Origin of the sequence: Georgenia sp. Z1344 (genome assembly GCF_049856295.1) — a bacterium.
Taxonomy (GTDB): Bacteria; Actinomycetota; Actinomycetes; order Actinomycetales; family Actinomycetaceae; genus JB111.
Genome location: NZ_JBNDMZ010000021.1, coordinates 1 through 21660, shown reverse-complemented (window position 1 = coordinate 21660; position 21660 = coordinate 1). Strand labels below are relative to the sequence as shown.

Genomic DNA, 21660 nt, shown 5'->3' with positions numbered 1-21660 from the left:
CGCTGGTGGCCGGTGCCGTTCTGGGTAGGAGTCACCTCGGGACAACACTGTGACGAGTCACGCCACACCAGTGGCGGACAACCTTCTGATCAGGTCTCCGAGATGGGCCAGGACGGTGCCGGCCACCCCACCCATGGGCGGACAGATCAATCTCCAGACACCCCCAACAAGGGGTCTGCGGTTCGCCGAGTCACACCCACGAGCGGAACGACCAGCCACCACCCTGCCAGCCAGTCCCAGACCAGCCACCCCCACACTCACAGCGGTTGGTGCTCACCGAGATTGCGGTTGGGAGCGGGGGACTGGTCGAGCGTGCGGGTGAGAGGCGGCGAACTGCCGAGCGTGCGGCGTGGATCGGTCGGCCGTGCGGCGGGGGGCTGCCGAGGTCGCCACGCATTGGTCGAGAGTGCGGCTCAGGTCCGTCGACATCGCGACTTGTCGCGCGACGGCCGCCGCGGCTCGCCTGGTAGCTCGTCGGGCACCTCGCCGGAGCGTGCCGCGACTCACGTTCGAGGAGGTCGATCGGGCGTCGGAACGGCGGGGGCTGCGTGTTAGAGTTTCCGTCGTTGTTCAGGTGACCGGGAGCCTTCCGGAAGCCGAACAGACACCCTGTCCGGGTGGCGGAATGGCAGACGCGCTAGCTTGAGGTGCTAGTGCCCGTATTAGGGCGTGGGGGTTCAAGTCCCCCTCCGGACACAGAATGCGGCCGGCCCCCTTCGAGGGGGCCGGCCGTTCTCGTCGGTTCGCGCGTCAGGGCCGGTCGGCCGCCGACTGTCGGCCCTGGTCGACCCCGACGGCCGGTCAGCTGCGGGTCCCGGGCCCTGGTCGACCCCGACGGCCGCTCAGCTGCGGGTCCCGGGCTCCGTCTGGGTGCGCGTCTCCGCAGTCCCGGAGTCGGTGCCAGTCGCATCCGTGCCGGCCCCGGAACCACCGGCCCCGGAACCACCGGCCTCGGAACCGCCCGCCGCGGCGCCGCCTGAGGTGCCGGCGCCGGGGGAGTCCGGCGCGCGGTCGCCTGCCTCCCGGTCGCGGTCGCCGCCCTCCGGCGCGCGGTCGGCCGCCGCGTCCTGCGCGTCGCCGTCGTGCCCGAGGGCGTTCCCGGCGGCATCGCGCGCCTTGTCGATGATGCCGTCGTGCTTGCCGCCGGTGGCCTTGCGCGCCGCCCCCTCGACCTTGTCGAGCAGCTGCTCGCCCTGCTCGCCCCGCAGCGCGTCCTTGGCCTTGTTGAGGTACTTGTCGAGCCCCATGCCGGTCTCCTCGTCGTCGTGTCCTGCGTGCTCCTCGACCTGGCGCCGCGTCCGCGGGGCCGGTCGACGGTCGGGGAGACAGTCTGACGGATGACGCCCGCTCGCGGCGATCCGGCCGGGCGCCGCGGTGCTCAGGCCGGCTCGTGCGCGAACACCTCGCCGATCGGCACGCCGAACGCGTCGGCGATCCGGAAGGCCAGCTCGAGCGACGGCGAGTACTTCCCCGCCTCGAGGTTGACGATCGTCTGCCGAGAGGCGCCGATCCGCTCGGCGAGCTCGAGCTGCGTCATCTCGTCGGCGAAGAATCGCAGGCGCCGGATGTTGTTCGTGATGCGCAGCCGCTCAGCCACGAGCGCCCCCGCCCTCGTGGGCCACGATCGTCCACACGTTCTCGGCGAGAGAGCCGACCGCGACCGCCGCCAGCTGGACGTGCAGCCCAGCCACTGCGGACGCCCCGAGCGCCATCGCGGCAAGCGCGACGACAAGTCCGAGCCCGACGACGATCGCGTCGACCCTCCCCGCGCGCAGCTCGATGAGCGAGTTCTGCTCGTCGTCCGCCATCGATGCGCGCATGATGCGTTCGACCTGCGACGTGTCCTCGCGGGCCTCCGTGGCGGCGACCCCCACGGCGAGCCCGACGTGGAAGACCATCTGCACGACGACGAGGACCACCACCCACAGGCCGGCGAAGATCAGCATGAGTGTGGCCCACGACCGTAGGTCGGCGCCCGTCCCGCTCCGTCCCAGCGCGACGACGACGTAGGCCGCGACGAGTGCGACGACGCCGACGATGTAGGCGATCGACCGCTTGCTCCGGTAGGACATGGCCCCAGCTCCTCGTGTCCAGCGCATTCAACAGAATGACAAACAGAATGTACATCATGTCGCGTGTGGCGGACAAGAGCGTGGACGGTTGGTCGAGAAGGCCGGTGGGCTGATGTCTCCGTGCGTGAGCGATCCCACGCCGGTCAGTACCCCTGCCAGATGTCGCTGACAGGAGTGTGCGGGCACACCCGCTCCCACTCGGCCTCGTTCTCCGGGGTGCCGCCCCCGCCGCCGAAGCTCTGCTCGCTGCCGTCGAGCCGGGCCACGTGGTGCTCGCCCTCCATCTCGTACTCGACCACGAGGCCGTCCTCGGTCCGACGCCCGACGGCGTTGGGGAGCATGATCCCTGTCCCGTCCCCGTCGTAGCCGTGCTCGCCCGTCATCACCGGGCATCCCTCCGGCGACGCGACGAGGTCGCCGATGATGAGCGCCTCCATCACCATCTGTCCCGGCGAGTGCGCCCAGGTGGGAACGGCGAAGGTGTCCCGGTCGAGGGCATCTGCGCCGTCGGACCCGGTCCCTTCCGATGGCGAGCCGTCGGACGCCGAGCCGTCCGTCGCCGAGCCGTCGGAGGGGGCCCCGGCGGAGGGCGACTCGTCCGGAGGCGCGGTCCCGTCCGTGACCGGTGCGGACCAGCAGCCGGCGAGCATCATCGCGCCGACCACGGCGGCGAACGAGGGGGCGAGTCGTCGCACGGCGTCCTCCGGTCCTGACCCGCACGGCGGGTCCCGGCGGCGCCCTCCATGGTGGCCTCCGGTCGGCGACATCGGGCGAGTCGTGGCGCACCGGTGACCGGCGGTCGCCGAATCGTGACCTCATCGACCGAACCGCCCGACGCGCGGGCCCCGTCCTGCGCCGCGCACCCGGGCATGCGGCTAGCCTGGACGATCGCCGTGCCGCCGGTCCGCTCCCGCTCCGGTCCCGGTGCAGGTCGTGGCCGTAGCCGCGACACGCTGACGAGGACACTCCCGTCGATCAGCCCGACACGCCCCCGACCCAGAAGGCCTGACCCGTGAGCACTCCGCTCGAGCACTACGCCCTGCTGTCCGACCAGCGCACGGCCGCTCTCGTGTCTCGGGACGGGAGCATCGACTGGCTCTGCTTCCCCCGCTTCGACTCCTCCGCGGTGTTCACCGCGATCCTCGGGACGCCGGGCGACGGCCGGTGGCGGCTCTTCCCGCCGGGCGGCGAGCTCGACTCGCGCGAGTACGTCGAGGACACGTTCGTGCTCGAGTCCCACTGGACCACGCCGACCGGCACGCTCACCGTCACGGACTTCCTGCCGATCGACGAGGACCCCGCCGCCCCGACGGCGGACCTCGTGCGCTCCGTGACCTGCACGTCCGGGCACGTCGAGGTCGAGCACGACCTCAGGCTCCGCTTCGACTACGGCGCGGCGACCCCCTGGCTCCAGACCGTGGAGGTCGACGGCGCCTCCGAGATCCACGCGATCGCCGGCCCCGACTCGCTCGCCCTGCGCGGGCCGTCGCTCGCCCAGGTCAACGGCTCGTGCCGAGGCACCTTCGCGATGAGCGAGGGCGAGACGCTCACCTGGGTCCTGTCCTGGTCGCCGTCCTACCTGCCTGACGCCCAGCCGCGGCCCGAGACCCTCACCCCGGTCGCCACGATCGCCTACTGGCGGGCGTGGGCGCGGCGGATCGACGCGAGCGGCCCCTACGCCGCCGAGGTGCGCCGGTCCCTGCTCGTCCTGCGCGCGCTCACCGAGCGGCTCACCGGCGGCATCGTCGCGGCCCCGACCACCTCGCTTCCGGAGGAGTTCGGCGGCGAGCGCAACTGGGACTACCGGTTCGTGTGGCTGCGCGACTCCGCGCTGACGATCGAGGCCCTGCTCAGCCACGGCTTCGTCACCGGCGCCCGCGCCTGGCGCACCTGGCTCCTGCGTGCCATGGCCGGCGACCCGCACGACCTGCGGATCATGTACGGGCTCGACGGCTCGCGGCACCTGCCCGAGCTGGAGCTCACGCACCTCGAGGGTTACGAGGGGTCCCGCCCCGTCCGGATCGGCAACGGGGCGGCCCACCAGTTCCAGGCCGACGTCGTCGGGGAGGTCATGGTGGCCCTCGAGCTCGCGCGTGAGGCCGGGCTGGAGGAGACCGAGTTCTCCTGGGGGCTCCAGCGCGCGCTGCTCGACTACGCGTGGGAGCGGAAGGACGACAAGGACCACGGCATCTGGGAGATGCGCGGCGAGCCCGCGTTCTTCACGCACGGCCGGGCCATGATGTGGGCGGCGTTCGACCGGGGCGTCCGCGCGGTCGAGCGGTACGGGCTCGACGGCGACGTCGAGACGTGGCGCGAGCGCCGTGACCTCATGCGCGAGGAGATCCTGGCCCACGGCTGGAACGCCGAGATCGGCTCGTTCACCCAGACCTACGGCTCGCGCGAGGTCGACGCGTCGCTGCTCCAGCTCGCGCACATCGGGTTCGTCGCCTACGACGACCCGATGATGCTCTCGACGGTGGCGCGCATCGAGGCCGACCTGCTCGACGAGCACGGCTTCCTCCACCGCTACCGCACGGCCTCCGGACTCGACGGTCTCGAGGGCGACGAGTACCCGTTCCTCATCTGCTCGTTCTGGCTGGTCGAGCAGTACGCCCGCTCCGGGCGTGTGGGCGACGCGCGGCGCACGATGGACGCCCTCGTGGCGGTCTCGTCCGACCTCGGGCTGCTCGCCGAGGAGTACGACACGAGCGCGGGGCGCCTCGCCGGCAACTACCCGCAGGCGTTCAGCCACCTCGGGCTCGTGCGCGCGGCCGACGCGCTCACGCCCCGGGCACCCGCGACCCCGCGCGAGAGCGACGACGCCGACGACTACTGAGCTCGCGCGGGCGGCTCGGGCGGCTCAGGCGGTCCAGTCGCGGACCGGGAGCGCCTCGAGTCGGTCACCCGCGCGTACCCCGTCGACCTCCGCCGGAACGATCGCCAGGGCCTCCGCGCGGGCGAGGCTCGCCACGAGGTGCGAGCCGGCGCCGAGCGGGTGCGGTGGCTCGGCGACGAGCTCGTCGCCCGTGCGGCGCAGCGCGACCGGCGTGTACTGGCGTCGACCCGCGCGGGCCCGCCACGCTCGGCCCGCCACGACCGGCAGCGTGCGCGTGGGGGCCTCGGTGCCCGCGAGCAGCGCGAGCAGGGGGCGCACGAGCACGTGGAACCCGACGAACGAGCTCACGGGGTTGCCGGGCAGCGCGACGAGCGGCACCGCGCGGCCACCGACCTCGACCGCGCCCGCGCCCTGCGGGCGGCCGGGCTGCATGGCGACGTCCTCGAGCACGAGGTCGTCCCCCAGTGCCTCCCGGACCACCTCGTAGGCGCCCTGCGACACCCCGCCGGCAGTGAGCACGAGATCGGCGTGCGCGCCGGCGAGGAGGGCACGGAGCGCCGATACGTCGTCGGCGCAGCGCGCGAGGGTGGGGATCCCGCCGGCCTGCGCGACGAGCGCGGCGAGCAGCGGCCCGCCCGAGTCGGGGACCTCGCCCGGTCCGGGTGGCGTGCCGGGCTCGGCCAGCTCGTCCCCGGTGGCGACGACGAGGACCCGCGGGCGGGGCACGACGGCGAGGGTCGCGTGGCCGACCGACGCGGCGGCAGCGACGTGGGCGGGGGTCACGCGCTCGCCCGCCGGCAGCACGACGTCCCCGACCCGGGCGTCCTCGGCGGCGGGGCGCACGTGCGCCCAGGCGCCCGGCCGGACGTCGAGACGGACCCGGGCCGGCGCCGGCCCGGCACCCGCGCGGTGGTCGGTGCACTCGACCGGGACCACGGCGTCCGCGCCCGCCGGCAGCGCCGCCCCGGTCATGATCCGCATCGCCGTTCCCGGCGGCAGCACGGCCGGGCCGGAGCCGGCGGGAAGGTCCCCGGCGACGACGAGCTCGAGCGCGCCGTCCGGCAGCAGGTCGACGTCGGACGTGCGCACCGCGAAGCCGTCCATCGCCGACGCGGTGAAGGGCGGCACGGCGACGACGGCGGCCACCTCGCCCGCGAGGACCCGGCCCGGCGCGTCCGCGAGGGAGACGTGCTCCGCCGCGACGGGTCCGCGGGCGGCGACGGCGTCGCGGCCGAGGCGGAGGAGGAGATCGAGGTGCTGCTCCACCGGGACCGCGGGGCCCGACCCGCACGCGTCGTGGTCGTGGTCCTGCTCGGCGACCTTGGCCCGCCCCCACGTCGAGGTGCTCACGACCGCTCCAGGGTGCGCCGGACGGCGTCGATCGCGTCGGGCAGGGCGGCGCCCCGCCCCACCGCGATCCCGACGAGGTAGGAGGAGACCGGGGCCATCGAGCGTTGGACGCCCTCGGCGACCTCGCCGGTCAGCACGTGGACGGTGTCGACGTCGCCGGCCGGGTCGACGAGCGGGGCCTCCCCGGCGGTGGATAGGCCGAGCTCGCGGCATGCCGCCTCGAGCCACGGACGCAGGTGCGTGTCCCAGTCCTCCTGCTCGGTCACCGGCGGACGGCCGGACCCGCGCGCGCGACGCTCCCACGTGCGACGGTCCGCGGGGGTGTCGACGTCGTCGGCCTGTGCCCCCGGGGCAGGGACGCCGGCGAGCACGAGGGGGGCGAGCAGGTCGCGCACCGACCTGTCATGGGGGAAGCCGAGCTCGGTCACCGCCCGGCGCAGCGACGCCGTACGGGCGCGCAGGGCGAGCCACTCCCGGCGGCCGTCGGGTCGCTCGAGGACCACGCCGTCGACGCCGTCGGGCAACGGCCCCGCTGCCTCGAGCGTGGCCACGACCGCCGCGGCCCCGGGCAGGTCGCACGCGAGGACCAGCACCTCGTCGTCGAGAGTGCGGTTGGGAGCCGTGTCGGGCGTCGCCGAGCCTTCGTTGCCGAGAGTGCGGTTCGCCCCGCCGTCGAGCGCGCGCAGGCCGGCGGCGATCCCCGCGGCCGGCCCTCCGAGCGGCGGGTCCTCGAGGGTGCGCAGCACGCCTGCCGGTACCTCGACCGCGTCGGACGCGACCACCACCCGTGGGTGCGCCCCGGCGAGGGCGTCGAGCACGAGGTCGAGCATGCGGCGCCCGCCCACGGTGACGTCCGGCTTCGAGACACCCCCGAGGCGCCGGCCCTCGCCGCCCGCGAGCACGATCGCGGCCGGCATCAGAAGTTCACCTTCTCCCAGCCCCGGCGGCCCTGCGGGGCGGCGCCGGACTTCGAGCGGTAGACGATGTAGGGGCGGGTGAGGTAGCCGAGCGGCACGCTGAAGACGTGGACGAGCCGCGTGAACGGCCACAGCGCGAACAGCAGGACGGCCGAGAACACGTGGGTCTGGAACAGCACCGGGGCGGCGGACATCAGCTCGACGTCGGGCTGCAGCGTCCAGAACTGGCGGAACCAGATCGACACACCCTGCCGGTAGTCGTAGTCGCCGAGCGCGGAGTCGAAGATCGTCGCGGCCACACCGGCGAGGATCGTCACCGTGAGGAGCAGGTACATCACCTTGTCCATCACGGTGGTCGCGCCGAAGACCCGCCGGTTCGTGCGTCGCCGGTAGATGAGCAGGAACAGCCCTCCCACGCAGGCGACGGCCGCCGCGAGCCCGATGGTGATCGCCATGAGGTGGTAGGCGTGGTCGCTCAGCCCGATCGCGTCCGTCCACGAGGCGGGGATGCCCAGTCCCACGGCGTGGCCGAAGAAGATGCCGATGATGCCGAAGTGGAACATCGGCGACCCGATGCGCAGGAGCTTCGACTCGTAGATCTGGCTCGACCGGGTGGTCCACCCGAACTGGTCGTAGCGCCAGCGCCACACGTGGCCGAGCACGAACACCGCCAGGGCGACGTACGGCACGACCACCCACAGCACGGTCTGCAGCGTCTCGTTCATCACCGGTTCCTCACGGGAGTCAGGGGGAGGAGCTCGTGCCCGCCCGGGCCGGTCGCGGGGGCGGCGCCGGCACCGACGCCGGCGGGCACCGGGCCGTGGTCGTGCCCGGAGCAGGTGTCGTCGCCGTGCATGAGCGGCGGCATGTCGTGCTCGGCCCCGTAGCCGTCGAGGCCGACCATCTCCTCCGCCGGCCCCTCCTCGACGAGGCGGCGGACCGCCGCACGGTCCTCGCCGTCGAGCTCGGGCAGGGTCGCGCACACGGCCTCGACGGCGCCGTGCCACGGCGAGCCGATGTCCTCGAGGTGGAGCCGGAGGAGCTCGAGGCCCGCGCGGTTGGCGAGCAGGATCTTCTCGGCCGCCGCCGCGTCGTGGCCCGCACCGAGCTCGAGGACGAGCGTGAGGTGGTCCGGGAGCTCGTCGTCGCGGACCACGAGCCCGGCCCGGCGGTAGGCGTCCTTGACCCGCACGAGCGCGAGGCCCCGGCGCCGCGTGTCGCCGTGGCTGAAGTAGGTGAGGTGGAGGCACCCGCGCCGGCGGGTGTCGAACGTGTCGACGTAGGTCGAGCGCAGCTCCTCGACGTCGGTGGCCGACAGCGCGTCGAGCACCGGGTCGAGCATCGGCCCGAACCGCTGCGGCAGCCGCGAGACGAGCCGGCGCAGGTCGGGCAGGCGGGCGAGCAGCTCGTCGCCCGGGTAGTCCACGAGCCACGACGCCGCGGCCCACACGGCCTGGGTCTCCTCGACCGGGTCACCGGCGGCGGTACGGCCGGGCGCCGACGGGCCGCGGGCAGGGCTCCCGGCGGCCCTCGACGACGAACCGCCGTTCGTCGTCGGGCCGTTCCCTGCCTGTCCGGACCGCCCGCCCAGCGCGGGGAAGGCGCGCTCGACGAGCCGCGCGAGGGCACCCATCAGGCGGTCCCCGCGGCGGGGCGGCGCGAGGGGAACAGGCCGGACGGCATCCCCTTCCCGTCCCAGTTGAGAAGGTTGACGCGGCCGGGCTCCTCGGGGCGGGTGTTGATCGGGCCGGCCGGCCCGCCCGCCGAGACGCCGGCCATGCCCATGTCCTGCTCGGGCAGGTGCATCATGCCGGGGCCGCCGTCGGAGTTGAGCGGGCAGTCGGTCCCGGTCCCCTCGAGCTGGTGCGCCTGCTCGGAGTGGCCCACGGGGATGACGTATCGCTCGTCGTACTTGGCGATCGCGAGCAGCCGGTACATCTTCTGCATCGACGCGCCGGTCATGCCGACCGCCTCGGCGATCTCCTCGTCGGGCTCGCCGCCGAGGTTGATGTCCCGCATGTACGAGCGCATCGCGGCCATGCGGGCCAGCACCCGCTGGACGGGCACGACGTCGCCCGCCGTGAAGAGGTTGGCGAGGTACTCCACCGGGATCCGCATCTGGTCGATCGCGGCGAAGAGCGTGGCGGCGTCCTCGGCGTCGGCACCGGTCTCCTGGACGACGTCGACGACCGGGGACAGCGGCGGGACGTACCAGACCATCGGCATCGTCCGGTACTCCGGGTGCAGGGGGAGGGCGACCTCGAACTCCTTGATGAGCCGCCACACCGGGGAGCGCCCGGCCGCCTGGATCCAGTCGTAGGGGATGCCGGCCTTCTCGGCGGCGTCCTGCACCTCGGGGTCGTGCGGGTCGAGGATGACGTCCTTCTGCGCCTCGAGCAGCGCGTGCTCGTCCTTCACGGACGCGGCTTCCGTCACGCGGTCGGCGTCGTAGAGGACGAGGCCGATGTAGCGCAGCCGTCCCACGCAGGTCTCGGAGCACACCGTCGGTTCGCCCGCCTCGATGCGGGGGTAGCAGAACGTGCACTTCTCGGCCTTGCCGGTCTTGTGGTTGAAGTAGATCTTCTTGTACGGGCACCCCGAGACGCACATGCGCCAGCCGCGGCACTGGTCCTGGTCGACGAGGACGATCCCGTCCTCCTCGCGCTTGTAGATCGCGCCCGAGGGGCAGCTCGCCGCGCAGCTGGGGTTGAGGCAGTGCTCGCAGATGCGGGGCAGGTAGAACATGAAGGTGTTCTCGAACTCGAGCTTGACCTTGTCCTCGAGCCCCTTGAGCATCGGGTCCTTGTCGCCCGCCGCGTAGGTGCCGCCGAGGTCGTCGTCCCAGTTGCCCGACCACTGGACCTGGACCCGCTCACCGGTGATGAGCGACTTCGGGGGAGCGGTGGGGATGTGCTGCTGCTGGGGCGAGGCGAGCAGGTTGTCGTACTCGTAGGTCCACGGCTCGTAGTAGTCCTCGATGCCGGGGAGCTTGGGGTTGTTGAAGATGCGCAACAGCTTGCTCACGCGCCCGCCGCCCTTGAGGCGCAGCCGGCCCGAGCCGGAGACCTCCCAGCCGCCCTTCCACTTCTCCTGGTCCTCGTAGCCGCGCGGGTAGCCCTGGCCGGGCCGCGTCTCGACGTTGTTGAACCAGATGTACTCGGTGCCCTGCCGGTTGGTCCACGCCTGCTTGCACGTGACCGAGCAGGTGTGGCAGCCGATGCACTTGTCGAGGTTCATGACCATCGCCATCTGGGCCATCACTCGCATGTCGGATCTCCTTCGGTGGCGGGGGCGGTCAGTACTCGACCGGCGTGGTGCGGCGGCGGATCACGGTGACCTCGTCGCGCTGGTTGCCGGTGGGGCCGTAGTAGTTGAAGGCGAAGGCCAGCTGGGCGTACCCGCCGACCAGGTGGCTCGGCTTGAGCATGATCCGCGTGAGCGAGTTGTGGATGCCGCCGCGGCGGCCCGAGGTCTCGGACAGCGGCACGTTGACCGTGCGGTCCTGCGCGTGGTGCATGAACGCCGTGCCGCGCGGCATCCGGTGGCTGACGACCGCCCGGGCCGAGACGACACCGTTGCGGTTGACTGCCTCGATCCAGTCGTTGTCCGCGATGCCCACGGCCTCGGCGTCCTCGACGCTCATCCAGATCGTCTGCCCGCCGCGGGACAGGTTCATCATGAAGAAGTTCTCCATGTACATCGAGTGGATCGCCCACTTGTTGTGGGGCGTGAGGTAGCGGACGGCGATGCCGTCCCCGCTGCGCTCGCCCACCCGCGTCTCGCCGAACAGCGCCGTCATGTCGAGCGGCGGGCGGAACACCGGCAGCGACTCGCCCATCTCGAGGATCCAGTCGTGGTCGAGGTAGAAGTGCTGGCGCCCGGTGAGGGTGTGCCAGGGCTTGCGCCGCTCGACGTTGATCGTGAACGGCGAGTAGCGCCGCCCGCCGGTCTCGGACCCGGACCACTCGGGCGAGGTGACCACCGGCACCGGGGCCGCCTGGGTGTCCTTGAACGTCACGTGCCGGCCGGCGTTCTCCTCCGCGAGGTCCGCGAGGCGGACGCCGGTGCGTCTCTCCAGCGTGCGGAAGCCCTGGAGTGCCATCTCGCCGTTGGTGGTGCCGGACAGTCGCAGGATGAACTCCGCTGCCTTGAGGTCGGTCTCGAGGCTCGGCTGACCGGCCCCCACGCCCGACTCCACGCGGCCGTTGAGCGCCCTCAGCTCCTCGACGTCCTCGCGCACGTCGTAGGTGACGCCCTTCGTCGTCATGCCGAGCTTCTCGAGGAGCGGGCCCACGGACGTGAACTTCTCGTGGATCTTCGTGTAGTCCCGCTCGACCTCGACCAGCTTCGGCAGCGTCCTGCCCGGGACGGGCTCGCACTCGCCCTTCTTCCAGTCGAGGACCTTGCCCCGGGGGGTCGCCATCGCGTCCGGGGAGTCGTGCTGGAGGGGGAAGGCGACGACGTCGGTCCGCGTCCCGAGGTGGCCGACGGCGAGCTCGCTGAACCGCTTGGCGATCGTGCCCCACGAGTCCCAGTCGGTGCGCGACTGCCAGGGCGAGGAGATCGCCGGGTTGAACGAGTGGACGAAGGGGTGCATGTCCGTCGTCGAGAGGTCGTGCTTCTCGTACCAGGTGGCCGCCGGAAGGATGACGTCCGAGTGCAGGGTCGTCGAGGTCATCCGGAAGTCGAGCGTGAGGACGAGGTCGATCTTCCCCGCCGGCGCCTCGTCCCGCCACGTGACGTCGCGCGGCCGGAACTCCGGCGGCGTCTCCTCCGCCCGCACGTCGTTGTCCACCCCGAGCAGGTGCTTGAGGAAGTACTGGTCGCCCTTGGCGGAGCTGCCGAGCGTGTTCGCGCGCCACATCGACCAGATCCGCGGGTAGTTCTGCGGGGCGTCCGGGTCCTCGGCGGCGAAGCTGATCCCGCCCTGCTTGAGCTGGTCGACCAGGTAGGGGATCGTCTCCTGGCCCGCCTCCTTCGCGCGGTCGGCGACGTCGAGGGAGCTGATGTCGAACTGCGGGAAGTAGGGCTGCCAGCCCAGGCGCTGGGACAGGGCCACGGCGTCGGCGGTCGTGGTGCCGGCGAACGAGCCGGCGCCCGTGCGCGCGGCGAGCCGGTCGGCGCCGAACTGGTCGTAGCGCCACTGGTCGGTGTGCATGTACCAGTAGGTCGTCTGCGTCATCTGGCGCGGCGGGCGGGACCAGTCCAGGGCGTTGGCGAGGTGCAGCCACCCGCTGATGGGGCGGACCTTCTCCTGGCCCACGTAGTGCGCCCAGCCGCCGCCGTTGACGCCCTGGCAGCCGGTGAGGTTCGTCAGCGTGAGGAACGTGCGATAGATCGTGTCGGAGTGGAACCAGTGGTTCGTGCCGGCGCCCATGATGATCATCGAGCGGCCCTTGGAGTCCCGCGCGTTGGCGGCGAACTCGCGGGCTATCCGGGCGGCCGCGGCCGCGGGGACACCGGTGATCGCCTCCTGCCAGGCCGGGGTCGCAGGCTGGGTGGCGTCCTCGTAGCCCGTGGGCCACTGCCCGGGCAGGCCGGGACGGCTCACCCCGTACCGGGCGAGCAGGAGGTCGTAGACCGTGGTGACGAGGCGGTCGCCGACCCGCCGCACCGGCACGCCGCGCAGCACGTCGTGGGCCTCGCCCTGGTCCGCGGTGTCGAACCGGGGCAGCGCGACCTCGACCGACTCCTCGGCGTGCTCGAGCAGGCCGAGCGCGGGCACGATGTCGCCGAGCTCGAGGTTCCAGCGCCCCTCGCCGTCCGCGGCGAAGCGGTGGCCCAGCGTGCCGCCGGGGACGGCGGGCCGCCCGGTGGCGGCGTCGAGGACGACGGGCTTGAACGCGGCGTGCTCGGTGCTCGCCTCCTCGCCCACGAGGTCCGCGCCGAGGTCCTCGGCGACGACGAACTTCCCGGACCGCCACGTGCCGTGCTCGTCCTGCGTGACCTCCACGAGGAACGGCAGGTCGGTGTAGCTGGTGACGTAGTCCGTGAAGTACGCGGTGGGGGACTCGACGAAGAACTCGCGGAGGATGACGTGGCCCATCGCCATCGCGAGGGCGGCATCCGTGCCCGGGTGCGGGGAGAGCCACTCGTCGGCGAACTTCACGCTCTCCGCGTAGTCCGGCGCCACGGAGATGACCTTCTGGCCCCGGTAGCGGGCCTCGGTCATCCAGTGGGCGTCCGGCGTGCGGGTGAGCGGGACGTTGGAGCCCCACATGATGAGGTAGGACGCGTCCCACCAGTCGCCCGACTCCGGGACGTCGGTCTGGTCGCCGAAGACCTGCGGCGAGGCGGGCGGCAGGTCGGCGTACCAGTCGTAGAAGCTGAGCATCGAGGCGCCGATGAGCTGGTGGAAGCGGGCGCCCGAGGAGAAGGACACCTGGCTCATCGCGGGGATGGGGGAGAACCCGGTGGCCCGGTCCGGGCCGAGCTCCTTGACCGTGTAGACGTAGGCGGCGGCGACGATGTCGACCGCCTCGTTCCACGTGGCCCGCACGAGGCCGCCCTTGCCGCGCGCCGACTTGTACCGGCGGGCCTTCTCCGGGTCCTCGACGATCGACTTCCACGCGAGCACCGGGTCGCCGCCGGGGACCTGCGCCCTCGCCTCGCGGAACATCCTCACGAGCTCGCCGCGCACGTAGGGGTAGCGCACCCGCGTGGGCGAGTACGTGTACCAGGAGAAGGAGGCGCCGCGCGGGCAGCCCCGCGGCTCGTACTCCGGGCGATCGGGCCCGGTCGAGGGGTAGTCGGTCTGCTGCGACTCCCAGGTGATGATCCCGTCCTTGACGTAGACCTTCCACGAGCACGACCCCGTGCAGTTGACGCCGTGGGTGGAGCGGACCACCTTGTCGTGGCTCCACCGGTCCCGGTAGAAGGAGTCGCCCGAGCGGCCGCCCTCGTAGTGGATCTCCCGGTTGTCGGTCGAGACCGGCGCCTTCGAGAACATCTTCCGCACGCCGATGAGGGCGTCGGACAGCGAGCTGTCGAGCCCGGCCGCGGTGCCTCGGTCGGAGTCCTTGACGGTCATGAGGTCCTCCCGTGGTCGGTGGTGGCGCCCGGTGCGGCGTCGTCGGACGAGGTGGTGGTGGCGGGGGTGCCGACGTCGGCGGCCCTGCGTCTCGCGGCCCGGCCCACCATGAGCGTGATGACGATGGCGCCCGCGGCGGCGACCGCGAGGGCGAGGAGCCCGAGCCCGTAGTTGGACTGGTTGATCCACAGCTGGCCGAGGATGAGCGGGGGGACGAAGCCGCCCAGGCCGCCGGCGGCCCCGACCAGGCCGGTGATCGCGCCGACCTTCGCGGGGTCGGAGGCCTGGCCGACGAGACCGAACACGGCGCCCGTGCCGAGGCCGAGGCCGATCGCCATGACGAGGAAGGCCACGGTGCCGATGCCGCCGAGCGAGGGGTTGATGCTGAGGACGACCGCCATCGCGGTCACCGTGACGTAGGACGTGAGCAGGGTCGTCACGGCGCCGATCCGGTCGGCGAGCAGCCCGCCGATCACGCGGCAGGCGACGGCGAGGACGACGAACCCGCCCATCCGCGCGGAGGCGTCGCCCGGGTCGAGCCCGTACTCGTTCTGCAGGTAGGTCGGCAGGTAGACGGAGAACGCGACGTACCCGCCGAACGCGATGGCGTAGAGGTACATCGCCTGCCAGGTCAGTGGCAGCTTGGCGGCTGCGCCGACCTTGGCGACCATCGAGGTGCGCGAGGGGGTCCAGCCCGGTGCGTCCTTCATGAGGAACCAGGCGGTCACCGCGTAGGCGGCGAGCACCACGGCGGCGACGAGGAACGGGATCGTCTCGCCCGCCTCGACGTAGAGGGGCACGGTGGTGAACGCGGAGATCGCGGTGCCGACCATGCCGGCGCCGTAGATGCCCAGGGCGAGGCCCCGCCCGCTCGGCGGGAACCACGAGTTGACGAAAGGGGCTCTTGGGACATCCGGTAGGGGTCATGGCGTGAGGCCGCCCGCGGCGAGGAGCATCCGGAGTCGATAGTTGTCTCGGTTGCGGAACCCGCGGGCGAGTCGTCGGTGGAGCTCGATGATGCCGTTGATCGCCTCAGTGCCGCCGTTGTTCGCGCGGCTCGTGCCGAAGTAGGCGAGGAACGCGTCCTTCCAGCGCTTCAATGTCCGTCCCAGCCTCGCGATCTCCGGGATCGGACACGACGAGAACGACGCGACGACCTGCTCGGCGATCTGGCGTCCCGCGGCGAGGTTGTCCTGTCGATACGCGTCGCGGAGCTGTTGGGCGCACTGCCACGCGACGAGCACTTCCTCGTGCGCGGGGTCGGCCTCGATCGCCCGGGCCAGGCGAGCGCGCTGCTTCTCGGTGAGGCGTTCCCGTCCGGCGCGCAAGATGGTCTGGATCCCGTAGAGCGGGTCGCCCTTCCGTCCGCGATGCCCGAGCGTCTCCTGTTGGACACGCCGCCTCACCTCGTCGACCGCGCCTGTTCCGAGCTTGACGACGTGGAACGCGTCGAGCACCGCGGTCGCGTCATCGAGCTGCTCATCGATCGCGGTCTTGTATCCCGCGAACGGGTCGAGAGCTGCAACCTCGACGCCGTCACGGAACGCCGGGCCGCGGTCTGCCAGCCAGCCCGCGTAGGCCTTCCCAGACCGGCCGGGCACGAGGTCCAGCAGACGCGCATGGGTGACGCCGTCCTCGTCGCGAGTGAGGTCGACCATCCCCGTCAGTTCCTTCGGGCCGCGCTTACGCGGGTCGATGTGATGCCAGACGTGTTCGTCGACGCCGAGTGTCCGCACGCCGGCGAAGCGGGCCTCGGAGCCTGCGAGGCCTTCGAGGACGGGCCGGATGGCGCGCCAGAGCGTCTTCCACGATGTTCCCATCTGGCGGGCGAGGCCACGGACGGTCGCGTGTTCGCGGCGGAGCTGTCCGATTGCCCACGCGACCGCGCGGCGAGTGATCGACCCGCGACGGGCGACGAGTGCGGGCACGTCCTCGACAAACACTCGCCGGGCGCACCCGGGCTCGTCGCATCGCCACACACGTTGCCGCCACCGCAAGTCGACCCGGGCGTCGCCGGGGACGTCGCGCAGCACACGGACGCGACGCCCGCGCCCTGTCGCGATCACGCCGCAGTCCGGACATCCCGCCGGACCGAGGCTGGTCGACACCGTGATCGTCATCACCGTCTCTGCGCGGGCGACGTGCTCGACATGGACGCCGTCGAGTCCGAGCAGCAGGTCGCATCGTCCACACGAAATGGTGCTCTCGGGGGTGTTCGGGCGCGCGGAAGTATCGTGAGACACGTCGAGGTCCTCGTGGTCGATCAGAGAGTTAGCGCTTCTGATCCTCGGGGACCTCGACCCCTACCCGGCGGACCTCACCCCGCGCGCGTCGCCCCTACCGAATGTCCCAAGAGCCACGAAAGGGACCCCGACGGCGAACACCGTTCCCGCGATGCCGAGGAAGAAACCGCCGACGAGAAGCGCCGCGTAGCTGTCCTGCCCGAAGAATCCGAGAAACAGCACCGGGACGATGCTCACGAGCGAGATGAGCGGCATCATCACCCGCCCGCCGTACCGGTCGGTCAGCGCGCCGACCGGGATCCGGCCGAGCGAGCCGACGAGCACGGGGACCGCCACGAGCAGCGCGGAGTCCGCCGTCAGGCCCTTCTCGACGAACGTCGAGCCTAGCGGGCTCAGCAGCGCCCAGGCCCAGAAGTTCAGCATGAACCCGACGGTCGCGAGCACGAGCGCGCGCGTCCGCGGCCCCGTGCCCGTGTCCGTGACTGCGGATCCTGTCGCTGCGTCCACGTCCACCCTCCCCGGCCATTCACTGACTTTCCCGAGCATAACCACCTTTAAATTAGGAAAGGCATCGTTGGCGAAATTAAGCGGGGTGCATTTCGGGCATATGAGACACGAACGGACGGGAAATGGATGCATTTCTCTGGACGCCGCGCAGGTCGCATTCGGAGGTGTCGTCATCGGGCGGCCGGACGCTGAGCGGTAACCCGGGTGGATGCCGGTCACGCGCCGGGGCGACGGTCCGGGCGCGTTCGGCGTTCCGTCCGCCGTGCCTACGATCTCGGCATGCAGCCCTTCACCCTGACCGACGGCGTCGTCGAGCTCTCCACGCCCACCGAGGCGGACGTCGAGGCGGTCCTGGCGGCCTGCCAGGACCCGGAGATCCAGGAGTGGACGACCGTCCCCTCGCCGTACACCCGGAACGACGCCGAGACCTACGTCCGCGACGTCGCGGTGCGCGGCTGGGAGCTCGACACCCCGCACTGGGCCGTGCGGGAGATCGGACCGGACGGGTCGACCTTCGTCGGGATGATCTCGTGCGGTCCGGTGCGGCCGGGGGCCCGGACCGAGCTCGGGTACTGGATGGCGCCGGGAGGCCGCGGGCGCGGGCTCCTCGCCCTGGCGCTCGACCTCGTCCTCGACGAGCTGTTCGCGCGGGGCGTCGCCGCCGTCGGCTGGGCCGCCGAGATCCACGACGGGGACCCGAACTGGGACTCCTGGCGGGCCGTCTGGCGGCACGGGTTCCGCTCCGAGGGACTCTCCCGTGCCGCCTTCACGAACAAGGGGCGGCTGCACGACGGCCTGCGGGCCACCCTGCTCGCCACCGACCCCCGAGAGCCGGCGGCGCCCTGGGACGGTCCGGCCCGCGAGGGGGCGGCGGGGCCGGGCGGTGCGGGATCGTCGTCGGGCGGGGACGTGACGCGAGGCGAGGCCGGACCGGAGGGCGAGGCTGCGGCGTCGGGCGTGGGCGGGGTGTCGGACGAGGAGGTCGCACCCGGGACGGGGACGGCGACGCCGGACCCGCGCGACCCCGAGGCGCTCGTGCGCCAGTTCCACGCGACGTACGGGCTGCCGGTCGTCACCACGGGACCCGACGCCGACATCGACCGGGTGCACATGCGGACCGGGCTCGTGGTCGAGGAGGCGGCGGAGCTGGTCGGGGCGGTCTACGGCGAGCGGGCGGAGGCGATCCTCACCGAGGCGTTCGCCCGCGCGGTCGAGGCCGACGACGGCACCCGGGACACGGTCGAGGTGGCGGACGCGCTCGGCGACCTCGTCTACGTGGCGTACGGGATGGCGCTCGAGTGTGGGATCCCGCTGCCGGCCGTGCTGGGGGAGATCCAGGCGTCGAACATGTCCAAGCTCGGGGCGGACGGCCGGCCGATCTACCGGGAGGACGGCAAGGTGCTCAAGGGGCCGGGGTTCTTCCCGCCGGACATCCCCGCCGTGCTCGGCAGGGAGCGGCTCGACGCCTGACCGGCTGAGTCGGCGGGGCGCCCGGAGGTGTGTTCCGGGACGTCCGGCCAGTGGTGCGACGATGGGGGGATGACCAGCCCCGACGTCGTCACCCTGCCCGAGTCCAACCCGTTCTCCCGCCCCTCGCCGCTCCCGTTCGGGATGCCGGAGTTCGAGGCGATCCGGCCCGAGCACCTGCTGCCCGCGCTGCGCGCCGGCCGGGCGGCGCAGCGCGCCGAGTGGGAGGCCGTCGCGACCGACCCGGCGGCCCCGACCGTGGCCAACACGCTCGCCGCGCTCGAGGTCTCGGGCGACCTGCTCACGCGCGCCTCGGTCGTGCTCTCGACGCTCGCCGGCTCCGTCGGAGGGCCGGAGTACGACGCCATCTCCGCCGAGACCGCGCCCGAGTCCTCCGCGCACGGCGATGCCTTCTGGCTCGACGCCCGCATCTACGACCGGTTCCGCACGCTCAAGGACGCGGGGGGTCTCGACGAGCAGGATGCCTGGGCGGTCGACGAGTACGTGCGCGGGTTCGAGCGCCGCGGGGTCGGGCTCGACGAGGCCGGCACGGCGCGCCTGCGGGCGCTCAACGCCGAGATCGCCGAGCTGACGACCGACTTCCGCAACCGCGCGGCCGCCGGGATGGCCGCCGCGGCGCTGCCCGTGCGCGACGAGGCCGCGCTCGCCGGGCTCGACGAGGGCCGGCGCCGGGCGCTGGCCGAGTCCGCCGCGGCGCGCCCCGGGGCCGCGGACGGGGCCGACCACCTCATCACCTACGTCCTGCCGACCCAGCAGCCGCTGCTGACCGAGCTCACCGACCCGGCCACCCGCGCCGAGCTGCTCGGGAGGTCCGTCGCCCGCGGCACCGGCGCGGACCCCGCCACCGACACGCGCGCCCTCGTGCGGGCCATCGCCCGGGCGCGCGCCGAGCGCGCCCAGCTGCTGGGGGCCGAGCACCACGCGGAGATCGTCGCGCGCGGGGCCACTGCGCCCGACTCCGACGCGATCGCCGCGATGCTCGCCCGCCTCGCGGCGCCGGCCGCGCGCAACGCCGCGGCGGAGGCCGAGGAGCTCGCCGCCCTGGCCGCGGCCGACCCGGAGCGGCCCGCCGACGCCGGCGAGCTCGGCGCGGGGGACTGGTCCTACTACTCCGAGCGCCTGCGCACCGAGCGGTTCGAGGTCGACGACGCCGTGCTGCGGCCCTACCTCGAGCTCGACGCCGTCCTCACCGACGGCGTGTTCCTCGCCGCCGGCCGGCTCTACGGCCTCACCTTCACCGAGCGACCCGACATCCCCGGCTACGCCGACGGCGTGCGCGTGTGGGAGGTCCGCGAGGAGGACGGCACGGCGCTCGGACTGTTCGTCGGCGACTTCTACGCGCGCGAGCACAAGCGGGGCGGCGCCTGGATGCACGACCTCGTCTCCGCCTCGGAGCTGACGGGAAAGGCACCGGTCGTCGTCAACAACGCCAACGTCACCCGCCCGCCGGCCGGCGAGCCGACCCTGCTGACCTGGGACGAGGTGCGCACGCTCTTCCACGAGTTCGGGCACACGCTGCACTCCCTGCTCACGTCCGCGCGCTACCCGGGCTTCGCGGGGACCGCCCTGCCGCGGGACTTCGTCGAGTACCCCTCGCAGGTCAACGAGCAGTGGATGGAGCACCCCGAGGTGCTCGCGTCCTTCGCACGTCACCACGTCACCGGCGAGCCGCTCGACGCCGGGGTCGCCGAGCGGCTGCGGTCGATGGGGGCGTACGGCCAGGGCTTCGCGACCTCCGAGTACCTCGGCGCCGCACTCGTCGACCAGGCGTGGCACCGGATCGGCCCGGACGAGGTCCCCTCCGACGACGAGGGCGTCCTCCCGTTCGAGGCCGCCGCGCTCGCCGACGCCGGGCTCGTCGACCCGCGGATCCCCCCGCGGTACCGGACGACGTACCTCAACCACTCCTTCGGCGGCGGGTACGACGCGAGCTACTACGCCTACATCTGGTCCGAGGTGCTCGACGCCGAGACCGTCGACTGGTTCCGAGCGCACGACGGCGGCAACCTCGGACTCACCCGGGAGGCCGGCGAGGTCTTCCGCGCCGAGCTGCTCTCGCGCGGCAACTCGCGCGACCCGCTGGTGTCGGTCGAAACGCTCCTCGGCAGGACGCCGTCGATCGAGCCGCTCCTCGCCCGCCGGGGCCTCACCGACTGACGGTCGACCGCCCCCGCCTCATCGAGATTGATCCTTCTATGTTTCGTCAAGCGGCCATGGTGGGTTCGGGGGTGCTGTTGAGGGTGCGGTAGATGCGGCGGGCGAGGTAGCGCTTGAGGCAGCGGCGGATCTCGGCCTTGGTGCGGTGCTCGCCGGCGCGGCGTTCGACGTAGGCGCGGGTCTCGGGGTCGTGACTCATCCGGGTCACGACCGCGGTATGCAGGACGCGGTTGAGTTGCCGGTCGCCCCCGCGGTTGAGGCGGTGTCGCACGGTGTTGCCCGAGGAGGCCGGGATCGGGCTGACCCCGGCCAGGGCCGCGAACGCGGCCTCGGAACGCAACCGGCCCGGGTGGGAGAACACGGTCAGTGACACGGCCGCGGTGATCGGCCCGACACCATGCATCTCGAGCAGCGGCGCGGCCAGGCTGGACTTGACCAGAACGGTGATGCGCTTCTTGTTCGTGGCGAGCTCGACGTCCAGGGCCAGGATCTGGGCGGCCAGGCGGACGGCCTCGCTGCGGGCGGTCGCGGTGGCGATGTCCTCATCGCGCTCGCGCCACCGGCTGATCATGGCGATCACCTTCTTGCCCGGGGCCCGGCGCGCATCGATACCCAGGTCGCTGACGCGCAGCAGCGCGGTCAGCGCGTTCGTGGCCGCGGTACGTTCGCTGTTCATCTGCTCGCGGGCGGTGAGCAGGACCCGCAGCGCGGCCCGGACCCCACTAGCGGCGCGGAGGTGCCGCAGCCGGCTGACCTGAAGCGGGAGGACGGCGGCCGCGATGCGGTAGGCATCCAGGGCATCGGACTTACCCACGCCCCGGTTCCCGCGCGGGTTCATCCGCGCGGCCTCCACGACCTGATAGCCGGCGTCCTGGACAACGCCGGCCAGGGTCGCGCCGTAGGACGCGGCGCCCTCGATGACCCACAACGCGGCCATATCGGCCCCGGTGCGGCGAGCGGCCCAGGCGATCGCGCGGGCCATGCCCGCAGGCGTGGTCGGGAACTGGGCAGAATCGATCAGCTCGCCGCGGGCGGCCAGCACCGCCAACGAATGGGTCTG

At 72.6% G+C, this 21660-nt stretch carries 16 protein-coding genes, 1 tRNA gene and 1 pseudogene; 4 read left to right on the top strand and 14 right to left on the bottom strand.

The features are described 5' to 3' along the window. Positions 1 to 611: 611 nt before the first annotated feature. Positions 612 to 696 (top strand) — tRNA-Leu (locus tag ACPYO6_RS16485). Positions 697 to 842: 146 nt separating this feature from the next. Here the strand turns inward: ACPYO6_RS16485 and ACPYO6_RS16480 are convergent. The 4 genes from ACPYO6_RS16480 to ACPYO6_RS16465 form a co-directional block, all read right to left on the bottom strand. Beyond that, complete coding sequence (locus ACPYO6_RS16480) at positions 843 to 1247, bottom strand: antitoxin (protein WP_425715885.1); 405 nt, start codon at positions 1245 to 1247, stop codon at positions 843 to 845. 131 nt (positions 1248 to 1378) lie between these two features. Continuing rightward, entirely contained in the window at positions 1379 to 1597 is a 219-nt protein-coding gene (locus tag ACPYO6_RS16475; protein WP_425715884.1) for a helix-turn-helix transcriptional regulator, read from the bottom strand. Next, positions 1590 to 2072 (bottom strand): hypothetical protein, encoded by a 483-nt coding sequence (locus tag ACPYO6_RS16470; RefSeq protein ID WP_425715882.1) that lies wholly within the window; start codon positions 2070 to 2072, stop codon positions 1590 to 1592. The genes ACPYO6_RS16475 and ACPYO6_RS16470 overlap by 8 nt, the downstream gene beginning before the upstream one ends. A 143-nt stretch (positions 2073 to 2215) precedes the next feature. Beyond that, positions 2216 to 2767, bottom strand: coding sequence for a hypothetical protein (locus tag ACPYO6_RS16465; protein ID WP_425715881.1), 552 nt, complete (start codon positions 2765 to 2767; stop codon positions 2216 to 2218). Positions 2768 to 3084: 317 nt separating this feature from the next. On the opposite strand from ACPYO6_RS16465, the gene ACPYO6_RS16460 reads away from it, so the two are divergent. Further along, complete coding sequence (locus tag ACPYO6_RS16460) at positions 3085 to 4908, top strand: glycoside hydrolase family 15 protein (protein ID WP_425715880.1); 1824 nt, start codon at positions 3085 to 3087, stop codon at positions 4906 to 4908. 24 nt (positions 4909 to 4932) lie between these two features. On the opposite strand, the gene glp is transcribed toward ACPYO6_RS16460, so the two are convergent. The 9 genes and pseudogenes from glp to ACPYO6_RS16415 all read right to left on the bottom strand — a co-directional run bounded on the left by glp (position 4933) and on the right by ACPYO6_RS16415 (position 16955). After that, positions 4933 to 6258 (bottom strand): gephyrin-like molybdotransferase Glp, encoded by a 1326-nt coding sequence (gene glp / locus ACPYO6_RS16455; RefSeq protein WP_425715879.1) that lies wholly within the window; start codon positions 6256 to 6258, stop codon positions 4933 to 4935. Then, the gene (locus ACPYO6_RS16450; RefSeq protein ID WP_425715878.1) at positions 6255 to 7175 is read right to left on the bottom strand and encodes an NTP transferase domain-containing protein; all 921 of its coding nucleotides are present in this window, start codon (positions 7173 to 7175) and stop codon (positions 6255 to 6257) included. The genes glp and ACPYO6_RS16450 overlap by 4 nt, the downstream gene beginning before the upstream one ends. After that, positions 7175 to 7900: a respiratory nitrate reductase subunit gamma gene (gene narI, locus ACPYO6_RS16445; protein WP_425715877.1), complete on the bottom strand. Its 726-nt coding sequence runs from the start codon at positions 7898 to 7900 to the stop codon at positions 7175 to 7177. The genes ACPYO6_RS16450 and narI overlap by 1 nt, the downstream gene beginning before the upstream one ends. After that, complete coding sequence (narJ, locus tag ACPYO6_RS16440) at positions 7900 to 8808, bottom strand: nitrate reductase molybdenum cofactor assembly chaperone (RefSeq protein ID WP_425715876.1); 909 nt, start codon at positions 8806 to 8808, stop codon at positions 7900 to 7902. The genes narI and narJ overlap by 1 nt, the downstream gene beginning before the upstream one ends. After that, positions 8808 to 10442, bottom strand: a complete 1635-nt coding sequence (gene narH, locus ACPYO6_RS16435; protein WP_425715875.1) for a nitrate reductase subunit beta — start codon at positions 10440 to 10442, stop codon at positions 8808 to 8810. The genes narJ and narH overlap by 1 nt, the downstream gene beginning before the upstream one ends. Before the next feature lie 28 nt (positions 10443 to 10470). After that, positions 10471 to 14205: a nitrate reductase subunit alpha gene (locus ACPYO6_RS16430; RefSeq protein WP_425715874.1), complete on the bottom strand. Its 3735-nt coding sequence runs from the start codon at positions 14203 to 14205 to the stop codon at positions 10471 to 10473. Beyond that, a pseudogene (locus ACPYO6_RS16425) lies at positions 14202 to 15092 on the bottom strand (MFS transporter); the annotation flags it as partial. The pseudogene ACPYO6_RS16425 and the gene ACPYO6_RS16430, both read right to left, overlap by 4 nt. Positions 15093 to 15128: 36 nt before the next feature. After that, positions 15129 to 16448 carry an ISL3 family transposase gene (locus ACPYO6_RS16420; protein WP_425715872.1) on the bottom strand — a complete coding sequence of 440 codons (1320 nt, stop codon included), beginning with the start codon at positions 16446 to 16448 and terminating at the stop codon, positions 15129 to 15131. Between the two features lie 60 nt (positions 16449 to 16508). Further along, entirely contained in the window at positions 16509 to 16955 is a 447-nt protein-coding gene (locus ACPYO6_RS16415; RefSeq protein WP_425715871.1) for an MFS transporter, read from the bottom strand. A 279-nt stretch (positions 16956 to 17234) separates the two neighbouring features. Here ACPYO6_RS16415 and ACPYO6_RS16410 point away from each other — a divergent pair, with 279 nt between their 5' ends. Then, entirely contained in the window at positions 17235 to 18425 is a 1191-nt protein-coding gene (locus ACPYO6_RS16410) for a GNAT family N-acetyltransferase (RefSeq protein ID WP_425715870.1), read from the top strand. Positions 18426 to 18494: 69 nt separating this feature from the next. Further along, on the top strand, positions 18495 to 20600 hold the full coding sequence (locus ACPYO6_RS16405) for a M3 family metallopeptidase (RefSeq protein ID WP_425715869.1): 2106 nt from the start codon (positions 18495 to 18497) through the stop codon (positions 20598 to 20600). Between the two features lie 46 nt (positions 20601 to 20646). On the opposite strand, the gene ACPYO6_RS16400 is transcribed toward ACPYO6_RS16405, so the two are convergent. Beyond that, positions 20647 to 21660 (bottom strand): IS110 family transposase (locus ACPYO6_RS16400; protein WP_425715846.1); only part of this gene is annotated, 1014 nt, incomplete at its 5' end.